The organism is Streptomyces cucumeris, assembly GCF_024295805.1.
In the GTDB taxonomy this organism is placed as follows: Bacteria; Actinomycetota; Actinomycetes; order Streptomycetales; family Streptomycetaceae; genus Streptomyces; species Streptomyces cucumeris.
The window spans coordinates 27,203-51,791 of the sequence record NZ_JANCLX010000034.1 but is presented as its reverse complement, the minus strand read 5'-3'; the positions used below and the strand labels follow the sequence as shown (position 1 = coordinate 51,791).

21 protein-coding genes and 1 pseudogene are annotated in these 24,589 nt (G+C 70.0%); 15 read left to right on the top strand and 7 right to left on the bottom strand.

Annotated features, from left to right (window positions below; genetic code table 11):
* Nucleotides 1–80: 80 nt before the first annotated feature.
* Nucleotides 81–419 carry a hypothetical protein gene (locus NMK44_RS34040; RefSeq protein WP_254750426.1) on the bottom strand — a complete coding sequence of 113 codons (339 nt, stop codon included), beginning with the start codon at nucleotides 417–419 and terminating at the stop codon, nucleotides 81–83.
* Nucleotides 420–820: 401 nt separating this feature from the next.
* Here NMK44_RS34040 and NMK44_RS34035 point away from each other — a divergent pair, with 401 nt between their 5' ends.
* From NMK44_RS34035 to NMK44_RS34025, 3 genes are all read left to right on the top strand, one after another.
* Nucleotides 821–1,138: a DUF6204 family protein gene (locus NMK44_RS34035; RefSeq protein WP_254750424.1), complete on the top strand. Its 318-nt coding sequence runs from the start codon at nucleotides 821–823 to the stop codon at nucleotides 1,136–1,138.
* A gap of 469 nt (nucleotides 1,139–1,607) precedes the next feature.
* Complete coding sequence (gene rph, locus NMK44_RS34030) at nucleotides 1,608–4,208, top strand: rifamycin-inactivating phosphotransferase (protein WP_254750422.1); 2,601 nt, start codon at nucleotides 1,608–1,610, stop codon at nucleotides 4,206–4,208.
* Between the two features lie 160 nt (nucleotides 4,209–4,368).
* A complete protein-coding gene (locus tag NMK44_RS34025; RefSeq protein WP_254750420.1) occupies nucleotides 4,369–5,343 on the top strand; it encodes an HD domain-containing protein in 975 nt (324 codons plus the stop codon).
* A gap of 75 nt (nucleotides 5,344–5,418) precedes the next feature.
* On the opposite strand, the gene NMK44_RS34020 is transcribed toward NMK44_RS34025, so the two are convergent.
* Nucleotides 5,419–5,775 (bottom strand): DoxX family protein, encoded by a 357-nt coding sequence (locus NMK44_RS34020; protein ID WP_254750522.1) that lies wholly within the window; start codon nucleotides 5,773–5,775, stop codon nucleotides 5,419–5,421.
* Between the two features lie 119 nt (nucleotides 5,776–5,894).
* Nucleotides 5,895–6,557, bottom strand: a complete 663-nt coding sequence (locus NMK44_RS34015) for a TetR/AcrR family transcriptional regulator (RefSeq protein WP_254750418.1) — start codon at nucleotides 6,555–6,557, stop codon at nucleotides 5,895–5,897.
* 311 nt (nucleotides 6,558–6,868) lie between these two features.
* Here NMK44_RS34015 and NMK44_RS34010 point away from each other — a divergent pair, with 311 nt between their 5' ends.
* The 6 genes from NMK44_RS34010 (at nucleotide 6,869) to NMK44_RS33985 (ending at nucleotide 15,326) form a co-directional block, all read left to right on the top strand.
* Nucleotides 6,869–7,810, top strand: a complete 942-nt coding sequence (locus NMK44_RS34010) for an amidohydrolase family protein (protein WP_254750416.1) — start codon at nucleotides 6,869–6,871, stop codon at nucleotides 7,808–7,810.
* Nucleotides 7,807–9,561, top strand: coding sequence for an FAD-dependent monooxygenase (locus NMK44_RS34005; RefSeq protein ID WP_254750413.1), 1,755 nt, complete (start codon nucleotides 7,807–7,809; stop codon nucleotides 9,559–9,561). Before NMK44_RS34010 ends, NMK44_RS34005 begins: the two co-directional genes overlap by 4 nt.
* A 126-nt stretch (nucleotides 9,562–9,687) precedes the next feature.
* Nucleotides 9,688–10,791, top strand: a complete 1,104-nt coding sequence (locus tag NMK44_RS34000) for a VOC family protein (protein WP_308358685.1) — start codon at nucleotides 9,688–9,690, stop codon at nucleotides 10,789–10,791.
* Nucleotides 10,788–11,765 (top strand): fumarylacetoacetate hydrolase family protein, encoded by a 978-nt coding sequence (locus NMK44_RS33995; protein WP_254750411.1) that lies wholly within the window; start codon nucleotides 10,788–10,790, stop codon nucleotides 11,763–11,765. The genes NMK44_RS34000 and NMK44_RS33995 overlap by 4 nt, the downstream gene beginning before the upstream one ends.
* Complete coding sequence (mhpA, locus tag NMK44_RS33990) at nucleotides 11,762–13,309, top strand: bifunctional 3-(3-hydroxy-phenyl)propionate/3-hydroxycinnamic acid hydroxylase MhpA (protein ID WP_254750409.1); 1,548 nt, start codon at nucleotides 11,762–11,764, stop codon at nucleotides 13,307–13,309. The genes NMK44_RS33995 and mhpA overlap by 4 nt, the downstream gene beginning before the upstream one ends.
* Before the next feature lie 52 nt (nucleotides 13,310–13,361).
* Nucleotides 13,362–15,326 (top strand): acetoacetate--CoA ligase, encoded by a 1,965-nt coding sequence (locus NMK44_RS33985; protein WP_254750407.1) that lies wholly within the window; start codon nucleotides 13,362–13,364, stop codon nucleotides 15,324–15,326.
* A 33-nt stretch (nucleotides 15,327–15,359) separates the two neighbouring features.
* Here NMK44_RS33985 and NMK44_RS33980 read toward each other — a convergent pair whose 3' ends face one another.
* Complete coding sequence (locus tag NMK44_RS33980; protein WP_254750518.1) at nucleotides 15,360–16,346, bottom strand: ArsR/SmtB family transcription factor; 987 nt, start codon at nucleotides 16,344–16,346, stop codon at nucleotides 15,360–15,362.
* A gap of 71 nt (nucleotides 16,347–16,417) precedes the next feature.
* On the opposite strand from NMK44_RS33980, the gene NMK44_RS33975 reads away from it, so the two are divergent.
* The 3 genes from NMK44_RS33975 (at nucleotide 16,418) to NMK44_RS33965 (ending at nucleotide 18,367) form a co-directional block, all read left to right on the top strand.
* Nucleotides 16,418–17,326 carry an aldo/keto reductase gene (locus tag NMK44_RS33975; protein WP_254750405.1) on the top strand — a complete coding sequence of 303 codons (909 nt, stop codon included), beginning with the start codon at nucleotides 16,418–16,420 and terminating at the stop codon, nucleotides 17,324–17,326.
* Nucleotides 17,327–17,400: 74 nt separating this feature from the next.
* Nucleotides 17,401–17,910, top strand: coding sequence for a DinB family protein (locus NMK44_RS33970; RefSeq protein WP_254750403.1), 510 nt, complete (start codon nucleotides 17,401–17,403; stop codon nucleotides 17,908–17,910).
* 97 nt (nucleotides 17,911–18,007) lie between these two features.
* Nucleotides 18,008–18,367: a hypothetical protein gene (locus NMK44_RS33965; protein ID WP_254750401.1), complete on the top strand. Its 360-nt coding sequence runs from the start codon at nucleotides 18,008–18,010 to the stop codon at nucleotides 18,365–18,367.
* Between the two features lie 21 nt (nucleotides 18,368–18,388).
* Here the strand turns inward: NMK44_RS33965 and NMK44_RS33960 are convergent, their stop codons facing one another.
* On the bottom strand, nucleotides 18,389–19,303 hold the full coding sequence (locus tag NMK44_RS33960; protein ID WP_254750399.1) for a hypothetical protein: 915 nt from the start codon (nucleotides 19,301–19,303) through the stop codon (nucleotides 18,389–18,391).
* Between the two features lie 259 nt (nucleotides 19,304–19,562).
* Nucleotides 19,563–20,540 carry an SGNH/GDSL hydrolase family protein gene (locus NMK44_RS33955; RefSeq protein ID WP_254750397.1) on the bottom strand — a complete coding sequence of 326 codons (978 nt, stop codon included), beginning with the start codon at nucleotides 20,538–20,540 and terminating at the stop codon, nucleotides 19,563–19,565.
* A 515-nt stretch (nucleotides 20,541–21,055) separates the two neighbouring features.
* Here NMK44_RS33955 and NMK44_RS33950 point away from each other — a divergent pair.
* Both NMK44_RS33950 and NMK44_RS42805 read left to right on the top strand, forming a co-directional pair.
* Nucleotides 21,056–22,264, top strand: coding sequence for a dienelactone hydrolase family protein (locus NMK44_RS33950; RefSeq protein ID WP_254750395.1), 1,209 nt, complete (start codon nucleotides 21,056–21,058; stop codon nucleotides 22,262–22,264).
* Nucleotides 22,261–22,572, top strand: a pseudogene (locus NMK44_RS42805) (DUF6193 family natural product biosynthesis protein); the annotation flags it as partial. The gene NMK44_RS33950 and the pseudogene NMK44_RS42805, both read left to right, overlap by 4 nt.
* A 149-nt stretch (nucleotides 22,573–22,721) precedes the next feature.
* On the opposite strand, the gene NMK44_RS33945 reads toward NMK44_RS42805, so the two are convergent.
* Nucleotides 22,722–23,612 (bottom strand): NAD-dependent protein deacetylase, encoded by an 891-nt coding sequence (locus tag NMK44_RS33945; RefSeq protein ID WP_254750393.1) that lies wholly within the window; start codon nucleotides 23,610–23,612, stop codon nucleotides 22,722–22,724.
* A gap of 226 nt (nucleotides 23,613–23,838) precedes the next feature.
* Here NMK44_RS33945 and NMK44_RS33940 point away from each other — a divergent pair, with 226 nt between their 5' ends.
* Nucleotides 23,839–24,492 carry a hypothetical protein gene (locus tag NMK44_RS33940; RefSeq protein WP_254750391.1) on the top strand — a complete coding sequence of 218 codons (654 nt, stop codon included), beginning with the start codon at nucleotides 23,839–23,841 and terminating at the stop codon, nucleotides 24,490–24,492.
* Nucleotides 24,493–24,589 lie beyond the last annotated feature (97 nt).

Below are 24,589 nucleotides of genomic sequence, written 5' to 3'. Positions count from 1 at the left end.
CCCCCCCGCCCCCACCCCCCCCCCCCGGCCGCGCCGGCCGGCCCGGGGGCCGCCCCCCCCCCGCCGCTCAAAGGCGCTGGTCAGTGGTGGAGCAGCCCGTCACCGGCGAGGTTGGCGCACTTGGAACCGATGTTGATGTCACCCGTCGGAGCCGCCACCCCGACCGGGGCGATCACACCGGTCGTGGTGTCGCACTGGTTGGCCTGCAGATCGGCGGAGCCGGTGCTGACGCATTCGGCACCGATGTTCACATCGCCGGTCGGCGCCACCCCACCGACCGTGGCGACGTCGCCCACGGTCGTGTCACAGTGGCTGGCCCTGGTGGGCGCGCTGTTGCCGTAGGCCGAGGCACTGGCCGCACTGCCGATGATCAGAGCGCCGGCCGCGGCACCGAGGAAGACCTTCTTGCCGATGTTCACTGGAAACCTCCGTATGTTTGTCCGTGAATTCGGGGACGTCTTCACAACGAAGATCGTCAGCGGAGGATTCGGGAGTTCTGTCCCGTTCACCCATCCAGCGCTATGGAGCTCCACTGCCCGGCCGGGCCACGGATTCCCGCGGATGGCCGACGGCTTTGTGGATTCACGCGGCGAACGCGATTCCTGTGGTAGCCGCTCGTTCCGCTGATTCGGCCTGATGGGAGTTCACGGAACATGACCGCCGCGGCTGCTGGTGAACTGGCCGGGACGGGCGGGATGGAGGAGGCCGGGGCGACCGACCGCGGTGGTCACGGCCCACGGCGAGGCCACGCCGCGGAGCCGACGGTGAGCCCTGTGGAACGGCGGATGGACGGCGGTGTCCACGCACTACAGTTGGCCGTATGACCACCTTCGTCGTCACCCTCCCCGGCACGTTCACCACACCTCTGACCGACCAGGAGCGCGCCACGCTCATGAAGGGCCTGCGGCCCGCCGACCCCAGCCGCACCGATTTCGAGCCGGCGGCCGAGCTGGATGTGCTGACCGTCGACACCGAGAACTCGACCTTCACCGTCCGTCTCGAAGTCGAGGCGGGCAACAGCACCGAGGCCGAACTAAACGCGCGGGAGATCGCCTCGAGCGCTCTCCTCGACGCCGGGCGTACCGAGCGGACGGCCCCGATGGGTGAGGCGGCCATCACCGGTATCGAGGCCGAATAGGGTCACATGCCGGACGTTCATCGATAGGTCCCTGGATTTCACCCGGCGGGGTGACGCGGCAATGTTGACAGGCGGGGAATGGGCGCAGGGCGCGAGTGGTCGCGGGGATTCCGGTTCGGTGCCACGTCCGGGCCTTGCCTATAACAGGCGCGCCGTCTCTTCGTGAGCGGAGCCTGCCGGCTCCAGCGCTCGGCAAAAGCAAAGGCAAGGAGAGCTCTCTCCTTGCCACTCTTAATGTATAGCGCACTGGGGGGCTTGCGGCAAGGCCCGGGTGGTGACGCAAAATCGTCGGCCGAAGCCACAACCTGCGGAAATTGGGGGGCACGACGGGCGTGTGTTGTCGATGTATGGCGGCGATGAGGACGGGCCTGACAAGGGGCATGACAAGCGGTTCGACGGAGCCGGTGGCGCCGGTGATGCGATCGGCCGGTGCAGCGCAAGGGAACACGACTGCCTCGGAGGTATCGCGATGATCGAGCAGTACGTGTGTGATCTTCAAGAGGTTGACGAGGCGCAGCTCGCGGTCGTCGGTGGCAAGGGCGCGCATCTGGGCGGGCTGTCACGGATCGATGGCATCCGGGTGCCGGCCGGCTTCTGTGTGACGACGGACGCCTTCCGGCGGGTCATGGCGGAAGCGGCGCCGTCGATCGGCGATCGGCTCGACCAGTTGTCGCGTGTGAACCCGGAGGACCGGGAGGTGATCCGCACGCTCAGCGCGCAGATCCGCCGGACCATCGAAGGGATCACCATCCCGGGTGATCTGGCGGCGGCGATCATCCGCGCGCTCGCCCAGGCCGACGAGCAGGCCGCCTACGCCGTGCGTTCCAGCGCGACGGCGGAGGATCTGCCGACGGCCTCCTTCGCCGGCCAGCAGGACACCTACCTGAATGTCGTGGGGGAGGAGGCGATCCTCCAGCGCATCAGCCGGTGCTGGGCCTCGCTGTTCACCGAGCGGGCCGTGACCTACCGCCGACGGAACGGCATCGACCACCGTACGGTCCAGATGGCCGTGGTCGTGCAGCAGATGGTCTTCCCGCATGCCTCCGGCATCCTGTTCACGGCCGACCCCGTGACGGGCAACCGGAAGGTCGCCACCGTGGACGCCGGCTTCGGTCTCGGCGAGGCCCTGGTCTCGGGCCTGGTGAACCCCGATGTCTTCACGGTGCGACAGGGTGAAGTCGTCGCCAAGGCGATCGCCGCCAAGGAGCGTGCCATTCACGCCCTGCCGACCGGCGGTACGCAGGAAGTGGCGATCGACGCGCAGCGGCAGGAGCAGCCGGCCCTCACGGATGCGCAGGTCGTGGAACTCGTAGAGATCGGGCGGCGGATCGAAGCCCACTTCGGGCGCCCGCAGGACATCGAATGGTGCCTGGCAGACGACGGCTTCCAGATCGTCCAGAGCCGGCCGATCACGACACTGTTCCCCATCCCCGAAGCAGGCGACCAGGAGAATCACCTCTACGTCTCCGTCGGCCATCAGCAGATGATGACCGACCCCATGAAGCCCCTGGGGCTCTCCATGTGGCAGCTGACGGCCATGGTGCCGATGCACGAGGCCGGTGGGCGGCTGTTCGTGGACGTCACCCGGCGTCTGGCCTCGCCCGCGAGCCGCGCCGCCCTCCTGGACATCATGGGGAGAGGCGATCCGCTGGTGAGGGACGCGCTGGAGACGGTCCTCGACCGCGACGGCTTCGTCCCGTCGCTCCCGGACGCGAGTTCCGGCGGACCGCCGCCCGGCGGCCCGCCCGCCCCGATCGAGACCGACCCGGCCGTCGTCACCGAGCTGATCGAGCGCAGCCGGGTGTCCATCGCCGCCTTGGAGCGCGAGATCCGGACGAAGAGCGGACCGGCGCTGTTCGACTTCCTCATGGAGGCCTTCGGGGAGCACAAACGCGCCCTCAGTGATCCGCTGAGCATGCAGGCGATCATGGCGGGGATGGAGGCCACGTGGTGGCTCAACGACACATTGCAGGAGTGGCTGGGCGAGAAGAACGCGGCTGACACGCTCACGCTGTCCGCCCCCGACAACATCACCTCGGAGATGGGACTGGCGCTGCTCGATGTCGCGGACGTGATCCGCCCGCATCCGGAGCTGGTCGCCTTCCTGCAGGGAGTCGAGGACGACGGCTTCCTGGACGAACTGGCGAAACTCCCGGGCGGCGCCGAAGCGCGCGATGCCATCGAGGACTACCTCGTCCGGTACGGCATGCGCTGTGTCGGCGAGATCGACATCACGAGACAGCGCTGGAGCGAGAGCCCCACCACCCTCGTGCCCGTGATCCTCGACAACGTCAGGAACTTCGAGCCGGGCGCCGCCGAGCGGCACTTCGAACGAGGGCGGCAGAAGGCACTGAAGAAGGAACAGGAGGTGCTGCACCGCTTGCGGGCCCTGCCGGACGGGGACCGGAAGGCCGATGAGACCAAGCGGATGATCGACCGGGTGCGAACCTTCATCGGGTACCGGGAGTACCCGAAGTACGGCATCGTCAGCCGCTACTTCGTCTACAAGCGGGCCCTGATGGAAGAGGCCGAGCGCCTCGTGCGGGCCGAGGTGGTTGCTGAGCGGGAGGACGTCTTCTACCTCACGTTCCAGGAGTTCCACGACGCCGTGCGCTCACACCAGGTGGACCTCCGGCTCATCCAGCAGCGCAAGGAGGCGTTCCGGTCCTACCACGCGCTCACACCGCCCCGGGTACTCACCTCGGACGGCGAGGCCCTCACCGGTGCGTACCGGCGTGACGACGTACCGGCCGGGGCACTGGTCGGCCTACCGGTCTCGACCGGCACCGTCGAGGGACGGGCCCGCGTCATCCTCGACCTGGCGGAGGCCGATCTCGAGGCGGGCGACATCCTGGTCACGACCTTCACGGACCCCAGCTGGTCGCCGTTGTTCGTCGGAATCGCGGGGCTGGTGACCGAGGTGGGTGGCCTGATGACCCATGGGGCGGTGATCGCCCGGGAGTACGGCCTGCCGGCCGTCGTGGGTGTGGAGCAGGCCACCCGGCTGATCCGGGACGGGCAGCGGATCCGTGTGCACGGAACCGACGGATACATCGAGATCCTGTCATGACCGTGGCCGACCACCCCGGCACGTAACCGTTCGCCACCGGGGAAGTGCCTCTGCCGCTGCCACGTACAGGATCCGCAGCACGTCTTGTCGTTGCGGCGCAGAGGCACCTTCTCTCCAGGGCTCCGGGGAACACACGGCACGGCCTGTTCCGACCAACGTCGTGGGTCTGTCCGGGGTGTTCACCGATCCGCTGTGGCGGATATCCGTACGCCTGACCCCCGTGGAAGCCGACCTGCTGCGTACCGAACCGCTACGGCGTCTGCACTTCGTCGCGCACGCGGGAGCCTCGACGATCAGCACCTTGCAGTCGTACTCCAGGCTGGAGCACACCCTCGGTGTTCTCGCGCTGGTCGCGCACTTCCGTCCGGAGGGCGAACTGCTGCGGGTCGCGGCGCTGTTGCATGACATCGGCCACCTGCCCTTGAGCCACACCTTCGAAGGCATCTCCGACCTCGACCATCACGCCATCGGCTTGCGGCTGCTCGGGGCCGATCCGATCCGTTCCGTGCTGGAGAAGTACGGGATCCGCACCGAGGCCGTCGTCGCCGCGCTCGGCGGGCAATCCCCCTCCCCACTCACCAACCGCTCCGGCCTGCTGAATCTCGACCATCTCGACTCCTATGTACGCAGTGGGCGGGCCGCCGGACGTCTCGATACCGATCCCGCCGTCCTGCTGGGCCGACTCGCCCTCAAGGACTCCGCGGTGTCGGCCGACCGTGGGACCGCCGCCTCACTCGTCGACCTCATCTGCGCGGAAGCGCGGCTGCACACCTCGTGGGACAACGTGGGTCCGGTCTCGGCGGTCCGGCGCCTGGCCCGCCGACTGCTCGACAAGACGACCCTCACCCCTGATCAGCTCGCCCGGATGACTGATCCGCAGCTGTGGTCCGCGTTCGACTCCTGCGCCGCCACGCGGGCGGAGAGTGCCATGATCCGGTATGAGCCGCACCGGTTGCGGGTCGTGGCCGGACACGCCCCTGGGGACCGTTCCGGTTGGGATTTCTCGCTGCGCAAGATCTACAGCTCCGCGCCGCTGGTGGGGGAGCGACCGATCGAGGTGTCCGCGCCCGACCTGGCGGCCGAGTTGGGTGCGCTGAGGTCGCTGTCCACCGACTTCCACGTCTGGTGGAGCTGAGCTCCGGCGTCAACGGGTCGGTTGCCGCCCGGCGTGGCAACCGAGCGACGCGTCAGGACAGCGCCACGCCACGGCTCACCAGATGCCGTGGTGGGCGAGGCTCACGGCCAGGGCGGCCACCGGGAGACAGCAGAACACGGCCCAGGGGACCAACTGGTAGTCACCGACCCGAAGATGGGCGTACAAGGCACCCAGGAAGTACAGCACGAGGCCCGCGGCGGCGAGTGTGCCCAGCACCGGTACGGCGAACCCGGCCAGCAGTCCCAGCGCGCCCGCCGCCAGCAGGGTGCCCAGCGGGCGCATCCAGGACCGAGGCACGCGCAACTTGTCCGCCTGGCTCTTGGGGTACTCGTGGCCGATGAAGTTGGCGGTGGCGGCGAGGCCGTTGACGGCCGCGGTGAGGAGGGTGACCACGAGGTAGGTGGCGAACACGAAAGTCTCCATCTGTGCGAGAACGACAGCTGTTGCTCGTCTCGTGGACGAGCCGGCTGCCCCAGAACGTGACATGACTCGTGTCATGTCCGTCGCGACGCACGTCGTGGCGATGTGACTCAGTCGCGCGGCTCCAGGGGCAGTGGGCGTCGTGCCACTTCCCGGGCCTCGTCGGGCGGCAGGCCGAGCATGCGCAGGATCAGTGCCGACAGTTGCTCGGCGACATCGGGGCCCGAGATGTCGGGCCGGATGGATTCCAGCTGGAGCAGCCCGAGGAGCGAGCCGCCGACCGCGGACAGTGCGATGCGGGGGTCCTCCACGGAGAAGCGTCCTGTGGCCACCCCTTTCTCGATGTCCCTCAGGGCCCGGGGAGCCAGGCCGGTGTCGGCGTGGAGCTGTTCGAGGCCCCGCCGTCGTAGGACCTGCGCCAGCTCCGGATGGGTCTCGATCATCCGCAGGGTCATCCGCACGCTGGCCGTGAAGATCTCCGCCGGATCCTCGAGGCCACCGACGACGGCGTCGATCAGCTGCCCGTACTCCTCCAGCGCGTCCATCACCGCCGCCTCGAAGAGCGCGCTCTTGCTCTCGAAGTGGTTGTAGAAGGAGCCGAACCCGACATCCGCGCGATCCGCGATCTCCTGGATGCTCGCCCCGGTGGCCGTGCCCTCCGCCAGATAGGCGCGTGCCGCGCCGATCAGCGCGGCGCGGGTACGCGCCCGGCGGCGATCGAAGCGGTTGCCGGAGCGTGTGCCCCGGCTCCGGGTCGGCGGCTCATCAGGCATGAGGTCAGGGTACCGGAGCACACCGCGTATCTGACGATCACATCAACATTGATGGCCTGTTGACACAGCGCTCCATCAACAGTGATGATTTCATCGAAATTCAAAGGGCCCGGGGTGAGAGGGCAGGTCGGGCGGGCTGCCGGCCGAGTCCGCCGGGACCATTGGCGAGCGCTCCTGCTCGGTGCGCTCGCGCCCGTCCACCTCGCCTTTCTCTCCCGAAGCCCGCGTAAGTCCCCGCCCCTCGTCGCACCCTGCCCCCGCCCACCGCCGTGGACGGCGCGCCTTCGCTGCGCAGCAAGGAGAGCCTGCAGATGAGCCGTATCGACGTACATCACCACCTCCTGCCCCCGCCCTACACGCGGTGGCTGCGCGGACACGGCATCCACCAGGCCGGTGGCCGTGAGCTGCCCGAATGGAGTCCGGAACGGTCCCTGGCGCTGATGGACGCCCAGCGGATCGGGGCGGCGGTGCTCTCGCTGTCCACACCCGGTGTGCACCTGGGCGAGGACAAGGAGGCCCGGAGCGTCGCGCGGCAGGTCAACGACTACGCCGCGGCCCGCGTCGCGGACCATCCGGACCGGTTCGGCTTCTTCGCCACCCTGCCGCTGCCCGACCTGGGCGGAGCCCTGGCCGAAGCGGAGTACGCACTCGATGAACTGGCTGCCGACGGAGTGGCCTTGCTGGCCAACGCCGCCGGTACCTATCTGGGGGACCCGGTGTACGAGCCCCTGATGGCGCTGCTCGACGAGCGGGCCGCCGTGGTGCACGTCCACCCCACCGAGTTGCCCGCGCCGCCCATGCCCGGGCTTCCGCCGTACGCCGCCGACTTCCTCCTGGACACCACCCGGGCGGCGATGAACCTCGTCCTGCACGACGTGCCCCGCCGCCACCCGAACCTGAGGATCATCCTGGCGCACGGCGGAGGCTTCCTTCCGTACGCCGCCCACCGCATCGCCGTAGCCCTGTCCGGCCAGACCGGCCGCGACCGGGCCGACCTCCTCGCGGACCTGTCCTCGTTCTTCTTCGACACCGCTCTGACCAGCAGTCCCACCGCCCTGCCCAGCCTGCTGGCCTTCGCCCGGCCCGGCCATGTGCTCTACGGCAGCGACTGGCCCTTCGCCCCCGACCCCGCCGTCAGCTACTTCACCGCTCTCCTCGACGACCACGACGCCCTGCCCGCCGCCGACCAGGACCGAATCGACTCCGGTGACGCCCGCGTCCTCTTCCCGCGACTCGCCAAGGAGCAGCCATGACCGACGTCGATGTGCCCGTCCTGATCGTCGGCGGAGGCGGCGCCGGACTGACCGCGTCCATGCTGCTCAGCACGCTCGGCGTGGAAAGCCTGCTGGTCAGCGCCTCGCCCGGGACCTCCATCCTGCCCAAGGCCCATCTGCTCAACCAGCGCACCATGGAAACGCTGCGCGAACTGGGCCTCGACGAAACCATCTACGCGTCCGGCTGTCCGCCGCGGCACATGACGCACTCCGGCTGGTACGCGGGCTTTGCCGGCGACCACCCCGACGCCGGGCGCCGTATCGCCGAGCTCGAGTCCTGGGGCGCCGCCGGTTCCACCCCGGAATGGGCCGCGGCCAGTCCGCAACGGCCGACCAATCTTCCGCAGATCAGGCTCGAACCCCATCTCCGGCGCCGTGCCGAGGAACTCGCCGGGCCCGACCGGGTCCGCTTCCACCACGAGCTCAGGGAGTTCACCCAGGACGCCGACGGCGTCAGCGCCACGGTCCTCGACAAGGACACCGGTCAGGAGTACCGCGTGCGCGCCCGCTACCTGCTCGGTTGCGACGGCGGTCGCACCGTGGGACGGATACTCGGCATCCGGGCCGAGGGCATGCGCGACGTGGCCCGCATGGTGAGCCTGCATATCACCGCCGACCTGTCGGCGTGGGCGAAGGATCCGCATGTCCTCATCCGCTGGCTGTGGCTGCCGGAGGCCGGAGTGATGGGCACGCTGGTGCCGATGGGTCCCGAACGCTGGGGCCCGGAGTCGGAGGAGTGGGTCTTCCACCTCAACTACGGCGCCGATGACGCACGCGCCCTGGACGACGAGTCCGTGGTCGCCGATATGCGCACGGCCCTCGGGATCGGCGACCACCCGGTCCGGATCCACATCATCAGCCGCTGGAGCCTGGAGGGCATCGTCGCCGAACGGTTCCGCGACGGCCGTGTCTTCCTCCTCGGCGACGCCGCCCACCGCCACCCCCCGACCGGCGGACTGGGTCTGAACTCCGCGGTCCAGGACGCGCACAACCTCGCCTGGAAGCTGGCCGCGGTCATCACGGGTCAGGCGGGAGAGGCCCTCCTCGACACCTACGAGACCGAGCGCAGGCCCGTCACCTCGACGAACGTCCAGCGGGCCCTGGACAACGCCCTCAACCACCTGGCCACCAACAACCTCATCAGCGGCTCCGGCTCCGGCTGGGCCCACATGGGCCGGCTGTGGAGCGGCGAGCCGCGGGACGCCGAGTTCGCACGGGCCGTACGACGTGCCATCGCCGGCCAGTCGATGGAGTTCAACGAGCAGAACATCGAGTGCGGCTTCATCTACGACTCGGCTGCCGTCGTACCCGATGGCTCACCTGCCCCGGACAACCCCGATCCCATCCGCATCCACCATCCCACCGCACGCCCCGGCCACCCCCTCCCGCACGCCTGGCTGGAGGACTGGCACGGGACCCGGCTGCCGGTGATGGACCTGGTCGGGCCCGGCCGGTGGCTGCTCGTCGCGGGCGAGGACGGGCAGGCGTGGATCGGCGCTGCCGCCCAGGCCGCCGCGGCCCTCGGCGTGCCCCTCGACGCCGTGCGCATCGGTCACCTCGACGGTGACTATCGCGATCCGCGTTCGACATGGACCCGGCTGCGCGGGCACGGCGCCGACGGCGCGGTGCTCATACGGCCCGACCGAGTCGTCGCCTGGCGTTCACCCGGCACCGCGGACGATCCGTACGCCGCGCTGAAGCCGGCCCTGCACCATCTGCTCGCCCGTTAGCACCCTGTGAGGAGTACGGCCGTGATCCACGACGACCGCGAGCACGCCCGGCACGGCGGGCGGGACCTGCCCCATGGGCCCGCCGCCCAGAACCGTGCCCCGTCCGGGAAGGATCCGCACCGCGGACTGCACAGCGAGCGGGGCGCCCTTCGCGGCGAACACCCCGGCCGGGCCCGCAACCCCGTCATCAAGGTGGCTGACCTGGCCTGGCTGGAGTTCGAGAAGCCCGACCTGGACCGGGCCGAGGTCTTCGCCCGCGACTTCGGGTTCACGATCGCCGCCCGCACCGACCGGGAGCTGTGGCTGCGTGGCACCCGTGCGGGCACACCCTGCACGGTGATCCGCAAGGGCACCGCCTCCCGGTTCATCGGCCCGGTGTTCCGGGCCGCCGAACGGTCCGACCTGGTGCGTCTGGCCCGGGTCACCGGCCGTGATGTGCGAGCCCTCCGGGACGCGGGGGTGCCCGGCGGGGGTGAGGTGGTCGACCTCCTCGACCCCTCTGGCTTCCCCGTCCGCGTCATGCACTGCGGCCAGGAGCTTCCCGCCCTCCCCGAACAGCAGCCGCTCATCCTGAACTTCGGGACGCGTCATCCGCGTACGAACGCCACCCAGCGTCCGCCCCGTGAACCGTCCCGGATCCAGCGCCTGGGCCATGTGGTTCTGGAGACGCGGGCGTTCACCCGGGCCCTGGACTGGTATCTGGACACACTCGGCATGATCGTCAGCGATTTCCTCTTCCTGGATGGACAGCGCGACCGTGGCCCGACCATGGCGTTCATCCGCTGCGACCAGGGTGGTGTGGCCGTCGACCACCACACCCTGGCCATGCACCTGGGCCCCGGGACCGGCTACGTCCACTCCGCCTACCAGGTCACCGACCTCGACGCGATCGCCGCGGGAGGCGAGTATCTGGCCGAGCGCGGCTACCAGCGCAGTTGGGGCATCGGCAGACATATCCAGGGCAGCCAGCTCTTCGACTACTGGCGCGATCCCGACCGTCTGATGCTGGAGCACTTCGCCGACGGCGACCTGTTCTCCCGCGATGTCGAACCGGGCTGGGCGGCCCAGTCGGGCAGCGGCCTCGCCCAGTGGGGACCGCCGGTCACCCGCGACTTCCTCGGTACCAGCCCGTCTCCGGCCAAGCTCCGCGGGGTGCTCACGGCCCTGCGCGGCGACAACGAACTCGACCCCGCCCGCCTGGTGGGCCTGATGAAGGCGATGAACTCATGAGCACCAACGTCCTGCGCACCGCTGACGGCTGGTGGGCGGTACGGCCACCCGGTCCCGCTCCCAGCGGCCCGGGGGAGACACCGTCCGGCCATGCCGTCCGGATCGACACCAAGGCGGTCACCACCGCCGAACTGCTCGCCGACCGGGCCGCCGTGGACGAGGCGGCTGCCTCCGACGCGCCCGGCACACCCGTCGCCGACCTGGTGACGCTGGCCCCGGTCACCACCCCCTGCCGGGTCATCGCCCAGATGGTCAACTACCGCAGCCATGCGCGAGATTCGGGCTTCACCGACAAGGTCCCTCCCACGTTCTTCCGCAAGGCGTCCGGCTCGGTCAGCGGTCCCGGCGACACCATCCTGCGGCCCCCGCATGTCCGGTTCCTCGACTACGAGGTGGAACTCGGCCTCGTCATCGGCGCACACCTGCCCGTGGGGACCACCGTCACCGAACGGGACCTGCCCTCGTACGTCGCCGGGCTCGTCGTCACCAACGACGTCAGCGCCCGCGATGTCCAGTTGACCAAGGGGCAGTTCTACGAGAGCAAGTCGTACCCCACCTTCACACCCACCGGACCCCACCTCACCCTCGTCGGCTCGGAGGACTTCGACCACCTGCCGAACCTCAGGCTGAGGCTGTCCGTCAACGGTGAGCCGCGCCAGGACCGCACATTCACCGACATGATCGTCCGCCCCGCCCAGGCGCTGACCCTGCTCTCCCGCTTCCAGCGTCTCGACCCCGGCGACCTGCTGCTCACCGGAACCCCCGGGGGCACGGCGCTGACTGCCCCGCCCAAGGCGGCCGAGAAGATCGCGGCGCTGCTGCCGCCCGCCGTGAAGTGGAGAATGTTCTTCAAAAGCCAGGCCAGGAACCCGCGTTATCTTCGGACGGGCGATGTGGTCACGGCCAGTATCGCCACGCCCGACGGACAGATCGACCTCGGTGAGCAGCGCACCGCGGTCGGCGACGCGGGGTGACCACCGTGTCCCGCATACCCGTGGTGATCGTCGGCGCGGGCCCGGTGGGTGTCACGGCCGCACTCCTGCTCGCCAGGCGCGGAGTCCGCACCGTCGTCCTGGAACGCCACCCGGATCCGTACCCGCTGCCGCGCGCCGTGGCGATGGACGACGAAACCCGCCGGATCCTCCAGGCCGTGGGCATCCATGAGGAGTTCGCCGCGGTCGCCCGCCCCGCCAACGGCCTGCGGCTCGTGGACGCCCGGCACCGGGTGATGGCCGAGTTCCGGCGCGATGACGCGCACGGATACCACGGCTTCCCGCAGACCACCCTGTACGACCAGCCCGAGCTCGAACGGCTGCTGCGTGAGGCGTTGGCCGCACACCCCGCGTGCGAACTGCGCAGCGGAACGGAGGTGACCGGAGTCCACCAGGAGGGGGAGGGACCGGTCCGTGTGACCTTCCGCCGTACAGGAAGCGAGGACGGCGAGGAACACCTGTGGGCCGACGCGGTCCTCGGCTGCGACGGCGCGGGCAGCCTCATCCGTGAGGCCATCGGTGCCGGTATGGAGGACCTGCGCTTCGAGGAACGCTGGGCGGTCCTCGATGTACGCACCGAACTCCCCGTCCGTACCTGGGAAGGTGTGGACCAGGTGTGCGACCCGGCGCAGCCCGCCACCTTCATGCGCATCGGCGCGGACCGCTACCGCTGGGAGTTCCGGCTGGCCGAGGACGCGCCGGAGCCCGGCCGTGCCCGGCTGCGTGAACTGGTGGCGCCGTGGGTGGAGGTGCCGGCCGGCTTCCAGGGTGTCGAGGTGCTCCGGCAGACGTCGTACACCTTCCGGGCCCGGATCGCCGACCGGTGGCGCCGTGGCCGCGTCCTCCTGCTCGGCGACGCCGCTCATCAGACCCCGCCGTTCATCGGACAGGGCCTGTGCGCGGGGCTGCGCGATGCCCATAACCTGGCCTGGAAACTCGCGCTCGTCCTCCAGCAGGGCGCCGGCGAAAGCCTGTTGGACACCTACCAGGAAGAACGGGCGCCCCATGCACGGCATATGATCCGGCTCGCGGTGGCCACGGGGTGGGCGATGACGGGCGGCCGGGGCCGGGCCGCCGCCGTACGCCGCACGGCTCTGGGTGCCGTCTGCCGTGTCCCGGGGCTGACCGCCAAGGTCGCCGCCCACCACGCCCCACCCCTGGCCTCCGGCCCCCTGGTACGCCGCACACGGCCCGGACGCGGCCTCGCGGGCACACTCTGCCCACAGCCCTGGATCACGGCCGGTGGCGTGCGCGGCCGCCTCGACGACGTCCTCGGCGACGGCTTCGCGCTCCTGAGCACGCGGCCTCCGGCACCGTCCGTACGGGCCGTCGCCGAAGCGCTCGGCGCACGGGTCATGCTCGTCGATGACACCCTCGCCGCATGGCTCCGCGCGGGTCGGGCCGACGCCGTACTCCTGCGCCCCGACCGGGTCGTACTCGACACCGTCCCGCCGGGTGCCGCAGACTTCACCGGCACCGCGGTCTGGGCGCCGTTGCTGGCCCCCGGCCCCGCGTCCGTCCCCTGACCCGCCGCACTCGCCTCACCGTCTCATCCGCCTCGACGAGGAGTACACGGCCATGCTCACGCCCGAACCCTTCTGGACACCCGACCCGGACGAGATGGCGACCAGCCGCATCGCGGAGTTCGCCCGCGGTGTCGGTCTGGACCCCACCGACTACACCGCCCTGCACCACTGGTCCGTCACCGACCTCGAAGGATTCTGGGGAGCCGTCTGGGACCACTTCGCCATCGAGGCGGACACCCCGTACGAGCGGATACTCGCCGAGGAGAAGATGCCGGGAGCGCGCTGGTTCACCGGCGCCACCCTCAACTACGCCCAGCACGCCCTGCGAAACCTGGACCCGGACGCGCCCGCGGTCGTCGCGCTCGACGAGACCGGCGCGAGCTACGAGGTGACGGGGGAGAGCCTGCGCGCCCACGTCGCCTCGACAGCCGCGACACTGCGCGAACTCGGCGTCGGCCGCGGCGACCGGGTCGTCGGCTACCTGCCCAACACCCCGCACGCCATCGTCGCCTTCCTCGCCACCGCCAGTCTCGGCGCGGTCTGGTCGGTCTGCGGCCAGGACTACGCGCCCCAGGCCGCCGCCGACCGCTTCGCCCAGCTCGAACCCACCGTGCTCATCGCCGCCGACGGCTACCTCTTCAACGGCACCACCCACGACCGGCGTGAGGAGGCCCTCAGCCTGAGCCGCGCCCTGCCCACGCTCAAGGCCACGATCCTGGTGGACCGTGTCGGCCTGCCCTGGCCCACCGACCGTCCCGGGCATTGTGTCGACTGGGCGGAGGCAGCGGGCCGCTCCGAGCCACTGCGATGTGTTCCGGTGCCGTTCGACCATCCCCTCTGGATCGTCTTCTCCTCCGGTACCACCGGACTGCCCAAGGGCATCGTCCATGGACACGGCGGCGTCCTGCTCGAACACCTCAAGACCCTGGGACTGCACTCCGGCCTCGGCCCGGGCGACCGTCTGCTCTGGTACACCACCACCCACTGGATGATGTGGAACATGGTGGTCTCCACCCTCCTCACCGGCGCCACCGCCTGCACCTACGACGGCGGTCCCATCCCACCCGGAAGGCCGGACCTGCTGTGGGAACTGGCCGCCCGGCACCGCGTCACCCTCTTCGGCACCAGCCCCCAATACCTGCTCGCCATGGCCAAGTTCGGCATCACACCGTCCGTCCACGACCTGTCGTCCGTCCGGGCCATCGGCTGCACCGGCTCCGCCCTTCCGGCCTCCGCGTACCCCTGGGTCCGCGACCATGTGGGCGGCCATGTGAGGGTGGCCTCCGGCAGCGGTGGTACGGACGTCGTGGCGGGCTTCGCGGGCAGCGCCTCCACGACGCCGGTGTGGGCGGGTGAGCTCTCCGCCCCGAGCCTCGGCGTGGCACTGGCCGCGTACGACGCCGACGGCCGCCCGGTCGTCGACCAGGTCGGCGAGCTGGTGGTCACCCGCCCCATGCCGTCCATGCCGGTGTCCTTCTGGAACGACCCCGACGGCAGCCGCTACCACGCGGCCTACTTCACCTCCTACCCCGGGATCTGGCGGCACGGCGACTGGATCACCCTCACCTCCCACGGTTCGGTCATCGTGCACGGACGCTCCGACTCCACCCTCAACCGCAACGGCGTCCGCCTGGGCAGCGCCGACATCCACGATGTGGTCGAACGCCTCCCGGAGATCACCGAAGCCCTCGTCATCGGGGCGGAGGAACCCGACGGCGGCTACTGGATGCCCCTGTTCGTGGTCCTCGCCGACGGCGCCGTCCTGGACGACGCGCTGCGCGAGACGATCCGTTCGGCCATCCGCACCGGCGCCTCGCCGCGCCACGTACCCGATGAGATCCTCCAGGTCCCCGGGATCCCGCACACCCGCACCGGCAAGAAGCTCGAGGTCCCGGTCAAGCGCCTGCTCCAGGGAGCCCCGGCCGCGGAGGTGGTCAACCCCGGCGCCGTCGACGCACCCGACCTCATCGACTACTACGCCCGCCTGGGCGCCGACCGGCACCGGTCTCGCCACTGAACGGCCGGGCACGGGGCGTGGCGCGGTGTTCGGTCAGGGAATGGCGGTGAGAACGGAGTCGGCCACGGATGTGCGGGCGTAGAGCACGGAGCGGCCCGCCCGGTGGGCGCTGACCAGCCCCGCGTTGCGCAGTGCGGTGAGGTTCTGGGACACCCCGGCGGCCGAGAGCCCGGTGCGCTGGGCCAGTTCGGTGGTGGAGGCCGGGGTTTCCAGTTCCGTCAGCAGCACCGTCCGGGAGCGGCCGAGCACGGTGGACAGGGCGTCCGCCCGGGTGACGGGTCGCGCTTCCCACAGTGTGCCCGTGCCGCGCGCCGGATAGGCCAGTTGCGGCGGCTCCGGCGGGGCCACGCGAGTGAACGGGATCGGCCCGGTGAAGACCGAGGGGATCAGCAGCAGCCCCGCGCCCGCCGCCTCGCGGGACAGTGGGCGCTGTCTCCGGTCCAGCCGCAGCGCATTGTCGTCCCAGCTCACCGACGGGTGCAGGGCGTTGAAGAGATGGCTGACGCCATGCTCGGCGACTTGCCGGCTCCGGTGGAAGATGTCGGCCTCGAGCAGCGCCTGCATCCGGGCCCAGTAGGGCGCCAGCGCCAGTTCCCAGTAGTGCTCGATCTCCTCCGCGACCCGCGGCAGCCGGGCCGCCGGGTCGGCGTACAGACTCCGCGTCCGGGGACCGAGACGTGCCTGCTCCTGCCCCAGCCGGTCGAGGTCGTGGCGTACCCGGGCGGCGGACGTGGCAACGATCCCGGCCAGCTCCTCCGACAGAGTGGGGGCGGGCCGGGTGGGCGCCGGGTTGAGGAAGTCCGGAACGTACCCCGCGGGCGGTACGAGCTCCGCGAGCCAGCCACAGTCGAGCCCGGCGGCCGTCAGCCGTGGCCGCACCTGCTCCACCCAGGTCCGGTGCACCGGATGCGCGGAGCCGGAGTGCAGCAGCCGGAGACTGGGCCCGACCTCCCACATCGGCGACACGGCGAACCGCATCCGCACCAGATCACTCACCGAAAGGGCCAGCTCCGCCTGCACGGTCACCCCCAGGATTCAGCTATGTCTTAATCAATGGCCTGGCAGCCTACCTGAGGGAAATCATCCCGGGTATGACCTCTCAGACCATCACCGCCGCCGCCTCCGGTACCTGGACACTGGGCGACCTGCCGGTACACCGGATAGGTTTCGGCGCCATGCGCCTGGCCCAGAACGGGAAGGCGTTCGCGCCCGACGCCGCTCCCGGCGACCGGGGCCGGGCCATCAGCGTGCTGCGCCGAGCGGTTGAGCTCGGGGTGAACCACATCGACACCGCCGCGTTCTACTTCTCCTCCCTGCGCTCGGCCAACGAACTGATCAACCGTGCCCTGGCCCCCTATCCCGACGATCTCGTGATCACCACCAAGGTCGGACCCGGCCGGGACCCCTCCGGCCAGTGGCTGCCCCACGCCGGTCCCGGCCAACTGCGCGGCCAGGTCGAGGAGAACCTGCGCCAGCTGGGTCGCGACCACCTCGACATCGTGAACCTGCGCGTCCTGGGAACCGACTCGATCGCCGAGCGTTTCGACGCCCTGGCCCGACTCCGTGACGCCGGGCTCATCCGCCACCTGGGCCTCTCCAACGTCACCCCAGACCAACTCGCCGAAGCCCAGGCCATCGCCCCCGTGGTGTGTGTGCAGAACCCGTACGGCATCGGCGTACGTCCCGATCAGGACGCGTTCGTACGTGCCTGCGGTGAGCAGGGCGTCGCGTTCGTGCCGTTCTACTCGATCGCCGGCGCGGGCCGTGACGCGGGCGCGAGCGGCACCGAGAGCCCCGAAGTGCTCGCCGTCGCCCGGGCGCACGGGGTGAGCGCGGCGCAAGTACGGCTGGCGTGGACCCTGCACCAGGGCCCGCACGTGCTGGGCATCCCGGGGACGGGCAACCTGGACCATCTGCTCGCCAACGTGGCCGTCGGCGCACTGCGCCTGTCCGAAGAGGACGTGACCGTCCTGAACTTCGCGCACTCGGGCGGCAGATGAGGCGTGGTGACGCTCCACTCATCTCCATTCAGGCGGGATCATACGGCGGTAGCAGGGCGGCCTATTGTTGCGCCATGGTCTTCCACCCGTCGGCAGAACCCGACGTCCTCCACGCGGCGCTCCGCGACCAGTTCGAGGCATTCCTCGATGAACACCGAGCCGCGCTGCGCGGCAGTCTGAACGGGCTGACGGAAGAGCAGGCACGCCGGTCGCTGGTGACGTCCAAGACCACCCTGCTCGGCCTGGTCAAGCACGCCATCTTCGTCGAGAAGGTCTGGTTCGACGAGGCGATCACCTGCCGGTCCCGCGCAGAGATCGGCATCCCCGGCTCGCCCGACGAGTCCTTCGAACTTGAGGACGACGACACGATCGCCACCGTCCAGCGGGCTCACCAGCAGGCATGCGAGGCGTCCCGCGAGGCCACGGCACCACTGACGCTGGACGACGTCCTGCGGGGGAACCGCCGCGGCCCGCTGCCGCTGCGCTGGGTCTACCTCCACACACTGCGCGAACTGGCCCAGCACTGCGGTCACGCCGACATCCTGCGCGAGCAGATCCTCGGCGGCACGGCACAGGACGGCTGAGACGGGGCGATGGAGACAGGCGGCCGTGCGCCGGCCGCCGTCCGGCCCGTCACCCGCACGCAGCGGTGGTCACACGGAGGTCTATGCTGTCGGCCCCATGGCGACTTCCCACGATGATGACCTCGAGCGCAAGCAGAGCTTCGCCCTGCGCTGGGCGACCTCCACCCCCGCCGAGCGCCGCGCGATGCTGCGCGAGGAGCGGACGCGCAACGCCCCGCGCTCGGCGCGCCATGCCATGGTGTGTGTGGGTGTGCTCCTCGTGGTGGCGTCGGTCGCGGGCGCGTTCATGGTGATCGGCAGTGGCGGTTCCGGCGCACTCGTCGCAGCCTTCGGGGTGACGGCCGTGCTGTGTGGAGTGGCCGCCGAATTGGGCCGTCGGGGCCGTACGCGGATCGCGTTCTGGCTGATCGTCCTGGCCATGGCCGGTGCGATGCTCATCGAGGCCCTCCAGCGCTGACGTCCCGGTCCATGGACTGTCTCAAGCACTCGTCCGGAGCCAGTACGAGCGGGCGGCGATGGTCAGTGCGAGTCCGAATACGGCAAACGCGGTCATGCCGATCCAGGTGACCAGGAGCGCGTCATCCGGGGTGGGGAAGTCGCCACGTCGCATCGTCACCGCGTTTGCCGAGGCCAGGGCCGCGTAGCCGAGACCGAACAACCCGTACGGTGCGAGGGTGGCGGCACCGATCAAGGCTGGAGTCAGGGGGAGCCACCGCGGGACGCGGCGGCCGTGCAGGAAGGGCGTCCAGCGAGGGAAGACCTGGCCCCAGGGCCGGACCAGCCCCCAGAGGAGGAAGGTGCCGAGCGCTGCAAGCAGCGTGGTGGCATCCAGCCCCCAGGACTCCAGGGTGAGCCAGATGCCTGAGGCGCCGTTGCGTTGGGAGATCGCGCGCATCTCCTCGCCGGAAACCCCGGCGAAGGTCCCGCCGGAAACCCAGATGAACTTCATTCCCGCGTAGGGGAGAAATGCCACCGTGCCGGCACATGCGGCGATGAGGACCGCCCGGGGAGCAGCGGAGGGTGTCGGGATCAGGCTTGCGACGGCCGGAGGGCGATCGGCGCGGGCGGTGGCCGCGAGCAGGAGTGTTCCGGCCGCTGCGAGCGCGTGATGCGTTGCGGAAACCCAACTGTCCACTCCCTGGCCGAACATCAAGGTGATGATGTCCATGAGCAGGCTGAAGGCGGCAAGGGCGGTCAGTCCGCACAGTACCCGGAGCAGCGCCCGCAGCGTCGGCCGCGGTCCGTAGCGCACCACGGCCACGCAGGTCGTCGCCGCCAGTGCCCCCATCGCCACGACGGCCCACCCCAGCGCTGGAGGTGCAGGGGTGTCGCCGAGGCGGAACAGCGGGGTCCGACTCAGTGCGCAGGCCATTCCGAAGGTGGCGTAGGCCACCGCCCAGAGCATCGCTGCCCAGCTCACCCAACGCGGCCACCCCGTAGGCCGGGGCGGTTTCGGTATTCGGCCATCAGCGGTCATACGCCGAGAATCACGCCTGTGACGGCAGCCTGGCGTCGAGCGCTCGAACGATCCCCCTCCCTCTGCCGGGTGAGCGTTGATCGGACTCAGGAGGTAGGCCCTGAAGGCTGAACTGCCTCCGGCCACGGCGCCGGAGGCAGTTCATCGCGGATTCGGACCGGGAGCCCGAACGCGGTCAGCTCACGTCGATGGCGTTCAGCATCGCTGAGGTGATGTGATCGGCGGCGTTGCGGTGGCCGCGGGCGTTGGGGTGCACGAAGGCCGTCTGGTCAGGGACGTGGGTGAAGATGCCTTCCACCCACTTGCCGGTGTCGCAGACGCTGTGGTTCCGGGAGGATTCGTAGAGGTCGACGAAGCTGGCCTCGTCATGTGCACCGGCCGACTTCTCGATCGCCTTGTTCAGGGGTTCCAGGACGTCCTGACGCAGCCAGTCCAGGTCGCCCTGGGTGATGGGACCGAACTGTTCCAGGTCGTTGTACCGGCACTTGGAGGTGTCCTCGGGGACGACCGTGGGGTAGCCGACGGCAAGGATCTTCGCCTGCGGGGCGCGCTCGTGGAGCGTGGAGAGCATCTTGTCGTAGTCGCCGCTCACCTTGTCCAGCCGACCGGGGATGCTGTCGCCCAGGTTGTCCCGGCACGGGGTGCCCATGCCGTCGCTGCCCGAGCCCAGTTGCAGGCACTGGAAGAGGATGTCGGCGAAGCCGAGGGTGTTGCCGCCCGCCCCGACGGTGATCACGTCGGTGCCGGTACCCACCGCTTCGGACTGGGGAGGCACCGGGGGGAACGGGTAGTCCGGGTCCTCGGAGATGGGCGGCAGATGACGGCCGATCGGCTCCTGAGCCTTGTCCGTGATGTTCTCGATCGTGGCAGCGCCGCAGCTCACGTTGGTCAGCTCGAAGAACGAGCCGAGGTCGCGGTCGATGACCTGCGGGTAGGACTGGTCGGTGCGCTCGCAGCCGTCGCGGGGCACCTCGAAGATGTCACCCGCGGCCGGGATGACCCCGGCGGTGTAGGAGTCGCCCAGGGCGGCCCACTGGTAGGCGGCTGCCGCGGTGGACGGTTGTGCTCCGGCGAGCTGCGCGGGCATGAGGGCGCCGGCGGCGAGAACGGCGGCCGAGCCCATCAGGGCCAGGCGAGCAGGGAAACGTGCCACGAATCCTCCAGGGGTGTGACGTCTGTGTCGCTCGGACCCTAGAGAGGCCGCCACCAAACGCACTTGATCTCATCCGGAGAGTCGCTTGAGCGGCGGGTCGCGCTACGAACGCCACAGCCATCAGGTGGGGTCTGGCGGGTGGGCCGCTGACCCGGCTTCCTCGGATGAAGTTGGCTGATGCCGCCGCGGGCTGGGGCGGAGGGGCGATCCTTCTGCGGATCCGTCGTCCCATCCGGCGATCTCCAGAACCGCAGTGCTGATCCCTCTGTCCGTCTGGCCTCCTGCTTCGTAAAGGTTCTCGTGGAGAGGACGGCGAAGTGCCCACGATCTCCTGCCTCTTTGCGGATCCGTTATCTGCGACATCGTGTGGATTCGCGCGGTGCCATGCCGTAATCTGGCTCGGCGATCTCCAGAACCTTCTTCAGTGCACCTCTGCCGCAGGCTTCCCTCACGTTGGAGAGCATGTGGCAAGGAACAAGCACAGAGTGATGCGCAGAGCCCGGATCCCCGCAGTCATGGCTGTTACCGCCGCGCTGGGATGGACGGCGGTCGGCATGCCCGGGTGGGCAAGCGAAGACACGGCGGGGAAGAAGGTGCCGCCGACTGCCACCACCACCGCCTACCAGTTGTCTCCAGGCATGATCAAGAACACCTCCAAGGGCAACCCCACCCAGGTGCACGGCGTTCTGGGCATGCCCAAGGGGGCGGGCCCTCACCCGGTCGTCATGGTCCTCCACGGTTCGCACCCCACCTGTGCCTGGCCCGGTGGCAGGACGGACCGGGTGGCACGCAACGCGGTCAGCGCCCACTGGCCCCTGGTGTGCGGCAAACCAGGGGAGAAGTACGACCCGATGAAGCCCGGTCCCGACTACCTGCGCAACGACGCCGGTCTCTCGTACATCGTGCAGGCATTGACCCGCAAGGGCTTCGTCGCCGCATCGATCGACGTGAGAAGCGCGGAAGCGTGGTTCACCGGCGAACCCTCTCCGGCCAAGGGCTATACGGAGCTGATCGATACGCATCTGAAGCTGCTCGCCGACCTGAACAAGGGAATCAGCCACGGTCTGGCCATAAAGGGCGCCAAGGGGCGCATCGACACCTCCCGTGTCGGTCTGGTCGGACACAGCCGGGGCGGCGGATATGTCCTGAACAGCATCGGGGGCAAGCGGCCGGGTCTGTTCGCCACCGTCGCCATCGAGCCCGCCGAAGAAGTCAGCAAGGCCCCCCATACCGTGCCCGTGCTCAACATTCGTGGCGCCTGCGACGAGGACACCGGCCCGGCCGCGGGCCTCGACACGATCAAGGCGCTGGCCAAGTCCGGCCGTACGAGCGTCGCTGCCGATGTGCGACTGGCCGGTGCCGGCCACGCCATGCTCAACACCAACCTCATCCCGCTGGAGAAGAACGGCGGCATCGGTGACTGTCCGGCAGCCAAGGTCGCCGACCCGGCCGCGGCCCGCGACCAGGTCGCTCAACTCACCGCGTCCTTCATGTCCCAGGCGCTGCGCAAAGCCAAGACGTACACCCTCCCCGCCCTGGCCGGGCCGACTCCTTCCGGCAAGAATCTGAACAAGAACGGCCCCGCCCTCCGCTTCACCGCGGCCGGCCGGCTGTCCTACACCGACCCCCGGCGGATCCCCGCCACCGTGTCCAAGGAACAACGCCTACTGCCCCCCGTGCCCAAGGGGCTCAAGGTGGTGAAGGGCGGCGAACCCGACCTGTGACCCGAGTGCGGCGCCCCGCACTGCCAGGTGTGTCGCCTGATGCCACCGTGCGCTCGGCTGGGGTTTCCCAGCCGAGCCTTTCAGGTGAGGAGGAGGCCGCGTCGGTGCGGTGGCGCCGGCTACGCGAGGCCACCGCGCGTACGGGGGACAGCGCGCTGCACATACTGGTCGAGGTGGCCTTGGAAGAGCCGCGGCTGCGTGTTCTGTCGCCTGGCCGGAGCATGCGTTGGCTGACCTTCAGCCGCCGGGCCGCGCCGCCCATCTGCCGTGATCTGCCCGGAGTCATGCCGGTCGGGGGGACCGCTACCGTGTGCGGTTCGCTGACGGCAGGGTGCTGGAGGCGAACGGCGCCGTGGAAGCCGTCTCGCTGGTCGTTGACGGCCTCCCGGGCAACGCTGCCCCGTGGTCGCCAGGTGTGTGACGTGATGGCGCGTTGCAGGTCCCGCCCGTCGCCCGTCTACCGGCCGTCCACGGGGAGGCCCAGGCGGTCGGCCACGGTGGTGAGCGCCGTTCCCAAGGGGAGCGCGACCCGGGTGAGGGCGTGCGGATCGCCCCGGGTCGGGTCCCGGTTGATGATCAGCACGGGCTTTCCTGCCCGGGCCGCCTGGCGGACGAACCGCAGTCCGGACATCACTGTCAGCGATGACCCCAGCACCAGCAGCGAGGTCGCTTCGCTGACCAGCTCCCGGCAGTGCTCGACCCGCCGCGGCGGTACGGCTTCGCCGAAGAACACCACATTGGGTTTGAGGATGCCGCCGCAGGCCGTGCAGGGCATCACGCGAAAGTCCCCGACCTGCTCATCGGTGAGGTCGGCGTCACCGTCCGGGTTGATTCCCGCAGCCACCGGCTCGAAGCCCGCATTGGCTTCCTCCAGCCGCCGGGCGAGTTCATGGCGTGGGCTGAAGGCGCCGCAGGAGAGGCAGACGACCCGGTCCAGGCTTCCGTGGAGCTCCACGACACCATCGCTGTCGGCGGCCTGGTGCAGGCCGTCGACGTTTTGGGTGATCACACCCGACAGCAGACCGTGCCGTCCGAACGCGGCCACGGCCCTGTGTCCGGCATTGGGGCGGGCGCGGCCGAAGGTGCGCCAGCCGAGGTGGCTGCGCGCCCAGTACCGGCGGCGGGCGTGGGTGCTGGCGGTGAAGTCCTGGTAGGTCATCGGGGTGTGCCGGCTGAGGCTTCCGCCCTCGCCCCGGTAGTCAGGGATGCCTGACTCCGTGGAGATGCCCGCACCGCTGAGCACCAGCACACCGCCAGCGCTCATCGCATCGGCGATCGGCTCCACGTCCGTGGTGCCCGGCGGCAGATCCTCGGTGGGGGCCCAGCTCAGAGTGGGGCGCATGCGCATGCCGCCAGGGTACGGAAAGGTGTCGCCTTTCCGTCGGGCTTCCGGACGGGAGGGGACAGGCAACGTATGCGACGGTTCCCCGCCACCGCTGTGTTAGCCGGACGTTAGTGCAGCGGCAGCCTCGCGGTTCAGGGGGTTAGTGGAGCGGCAGCCTCCCGATAGTGGTCCCGACCAGAGTGGTGGACGTACCGAAGAGGCAACACCGACTGTCCCGGGGGGACCTGAAATGAGCTCCAGCATCACCGTTCGCACCGCCCGTCGTCGCACCCTGCGCGTCGCCGCCGCGGCCCTGATCGCCGCCGCCAGCCTTTCTCTGACCGCCTGCAACAACGACGACACCAGCTCGAAGTCCGCGGACCGCACGACCACGGCCGCCTCCGAGCCCGGCAGCGCGGGCACCTCCGGCGGAGCGCAGGACTCTGATGCCAAGGCCGACTCCAAGGCCGGCGCTTCGGGCAAGGCATCGTCCTCAGCCCGCACCCAGACCTTGGCGGACGGCAGTACGGCCAAGATCAGCAAGCTCGGCGAGCAGCGCTACCAGCTCAAGATCGTCAGCAAGGGTTCGGTCGTGGCCACGCTGGAGACCAAGGGACACGACGCCGGGCTCGACGCCAACGGCATGTACGTCGTGCTCACCCTCGGCGGCGAGGTCCACTCCTGGATGGGCGGCGAACACCAGGGGGCGGGTACCTTCCAGCTGGCGGGCGGTTGGACGGCCAAGGTCACGAAGACCGGCGACGCCCGGTACCGTGCGCAGATCCTCGGCAATGACGGCTCGGTCATGGCCACGCTGGACGCGAACCAGCACGACGTCGGCCTCGACGCCAACGGCGTGTACATCGTGCTCAGCTCCGGCGGTGTGATCAGCTCCCACGAGTAAACGTCTGTCCGACCGCGGCGGGGGGGGGGGGGGGGGGGGGGGGGGGGCCGGCCCGGGGGGGGGGGGGGGGCGGGGGCGGCGGGGCCGACGGGCCGGG

What these genes read in the sequence shown, in the direction of transcription:
- NMK44_RS34010 (WP_254750416.1), top strand. Translation starts at nt 6,869, where the DNA reads ATGAGCCGTATCGACGTACATCACCACCTCCTGCCCCCGCCCTACACG.
- rph (WP_254750422.1), top strand. Translation starts at nt 1,608, where the DNA reads ATGATCGAGCAGTACGTGTGTGATCTTCAAGAGGTTGACGAGGCGCAG.
- NMK44_RS33940 (WP_254750391.1), top strand. Translation starts at nt 23,839, where the DNA reads ATGAGCTCCAGCATCACCGTTCGCACCGCCCGTCGTCGCACCCTGCGC.
- NMK44_RS33995 (WP_254750411.1), top strand. Translation starts at nt 10,788, where the DNA reads ATGAGCACCAACGTCCTGCGCACCGCTGACGGCTGGTGGGCGGTACGG.
- NMK44_RS33970 (WP_254750403.1), top strand. Translation starts at nt 17,401, where the DNA reads ATGGTCTTCCACCCGTCGGCAGAACCCGACGTCCTCCACGCGGCGCTC.
- NMK44_RS34005 (WP_254750413.1), top strand. Translation starts at nt 7,807, where the DNA reads ATGACCGACGTCGATGTGCCCGTCCTGATCGTCGGCGGAGGCGGCGCC.
- NMK44_RS33965 (WP_254750401.1), top strand. Translation starts at nt 18,008, where the DNA reads ATGGCGACTTCCCACGATGATGACCTCGAGCGCAAGCAGAGCTTCGCC.
- NMK44_RS33985 (WP_254750407.1), top strand. Translation starts at nt 13,362, where the DNA reads ATGCTCACGCCCGAACCCTTCTGGACACCCGACCCGGACGAGATGGCG.
- NMK44_RS33975 (WP_254750405.1), top strand. Translation starts at nt 16,418, where the DNA reads ATGACCTCTCAGACCATCACCGCCGCCGCCTCCGGTACCTGGACACTG.
- NMK44_RS34015 (WP_254750418.1), bottom strand. Translation starts at nt 6,557, where the DNA reads ATGCCTGATGAGCCGCCGACCCGGAGCCGGGGCACACGCTCCGGCAAC.
- NMK44_RS33945 (WP_254750393.1), bottom strand. Translation starts at nt 23,612, where the DNA reads ATGCGCATGCGCCCCACTCTGAGCTGGGCCCCCACCGAGGATCTGCCG.
- NMK44_RS33950 (WP_254750395.1), top strand. Translation starts at nt 21,056, where the DNA reads ATGGCTGTTACCGCCGCGCTGGGATGGACGGCGGTCGGCATGCCCGGG.
- NMK44_RS34035 (WP_254750424.1), top strand. Translation starts at nt 821, where the DNA reads ATGACCACCTTCGTCGTCACCCTCCCCGGCACGTTCACCACACCTCTG.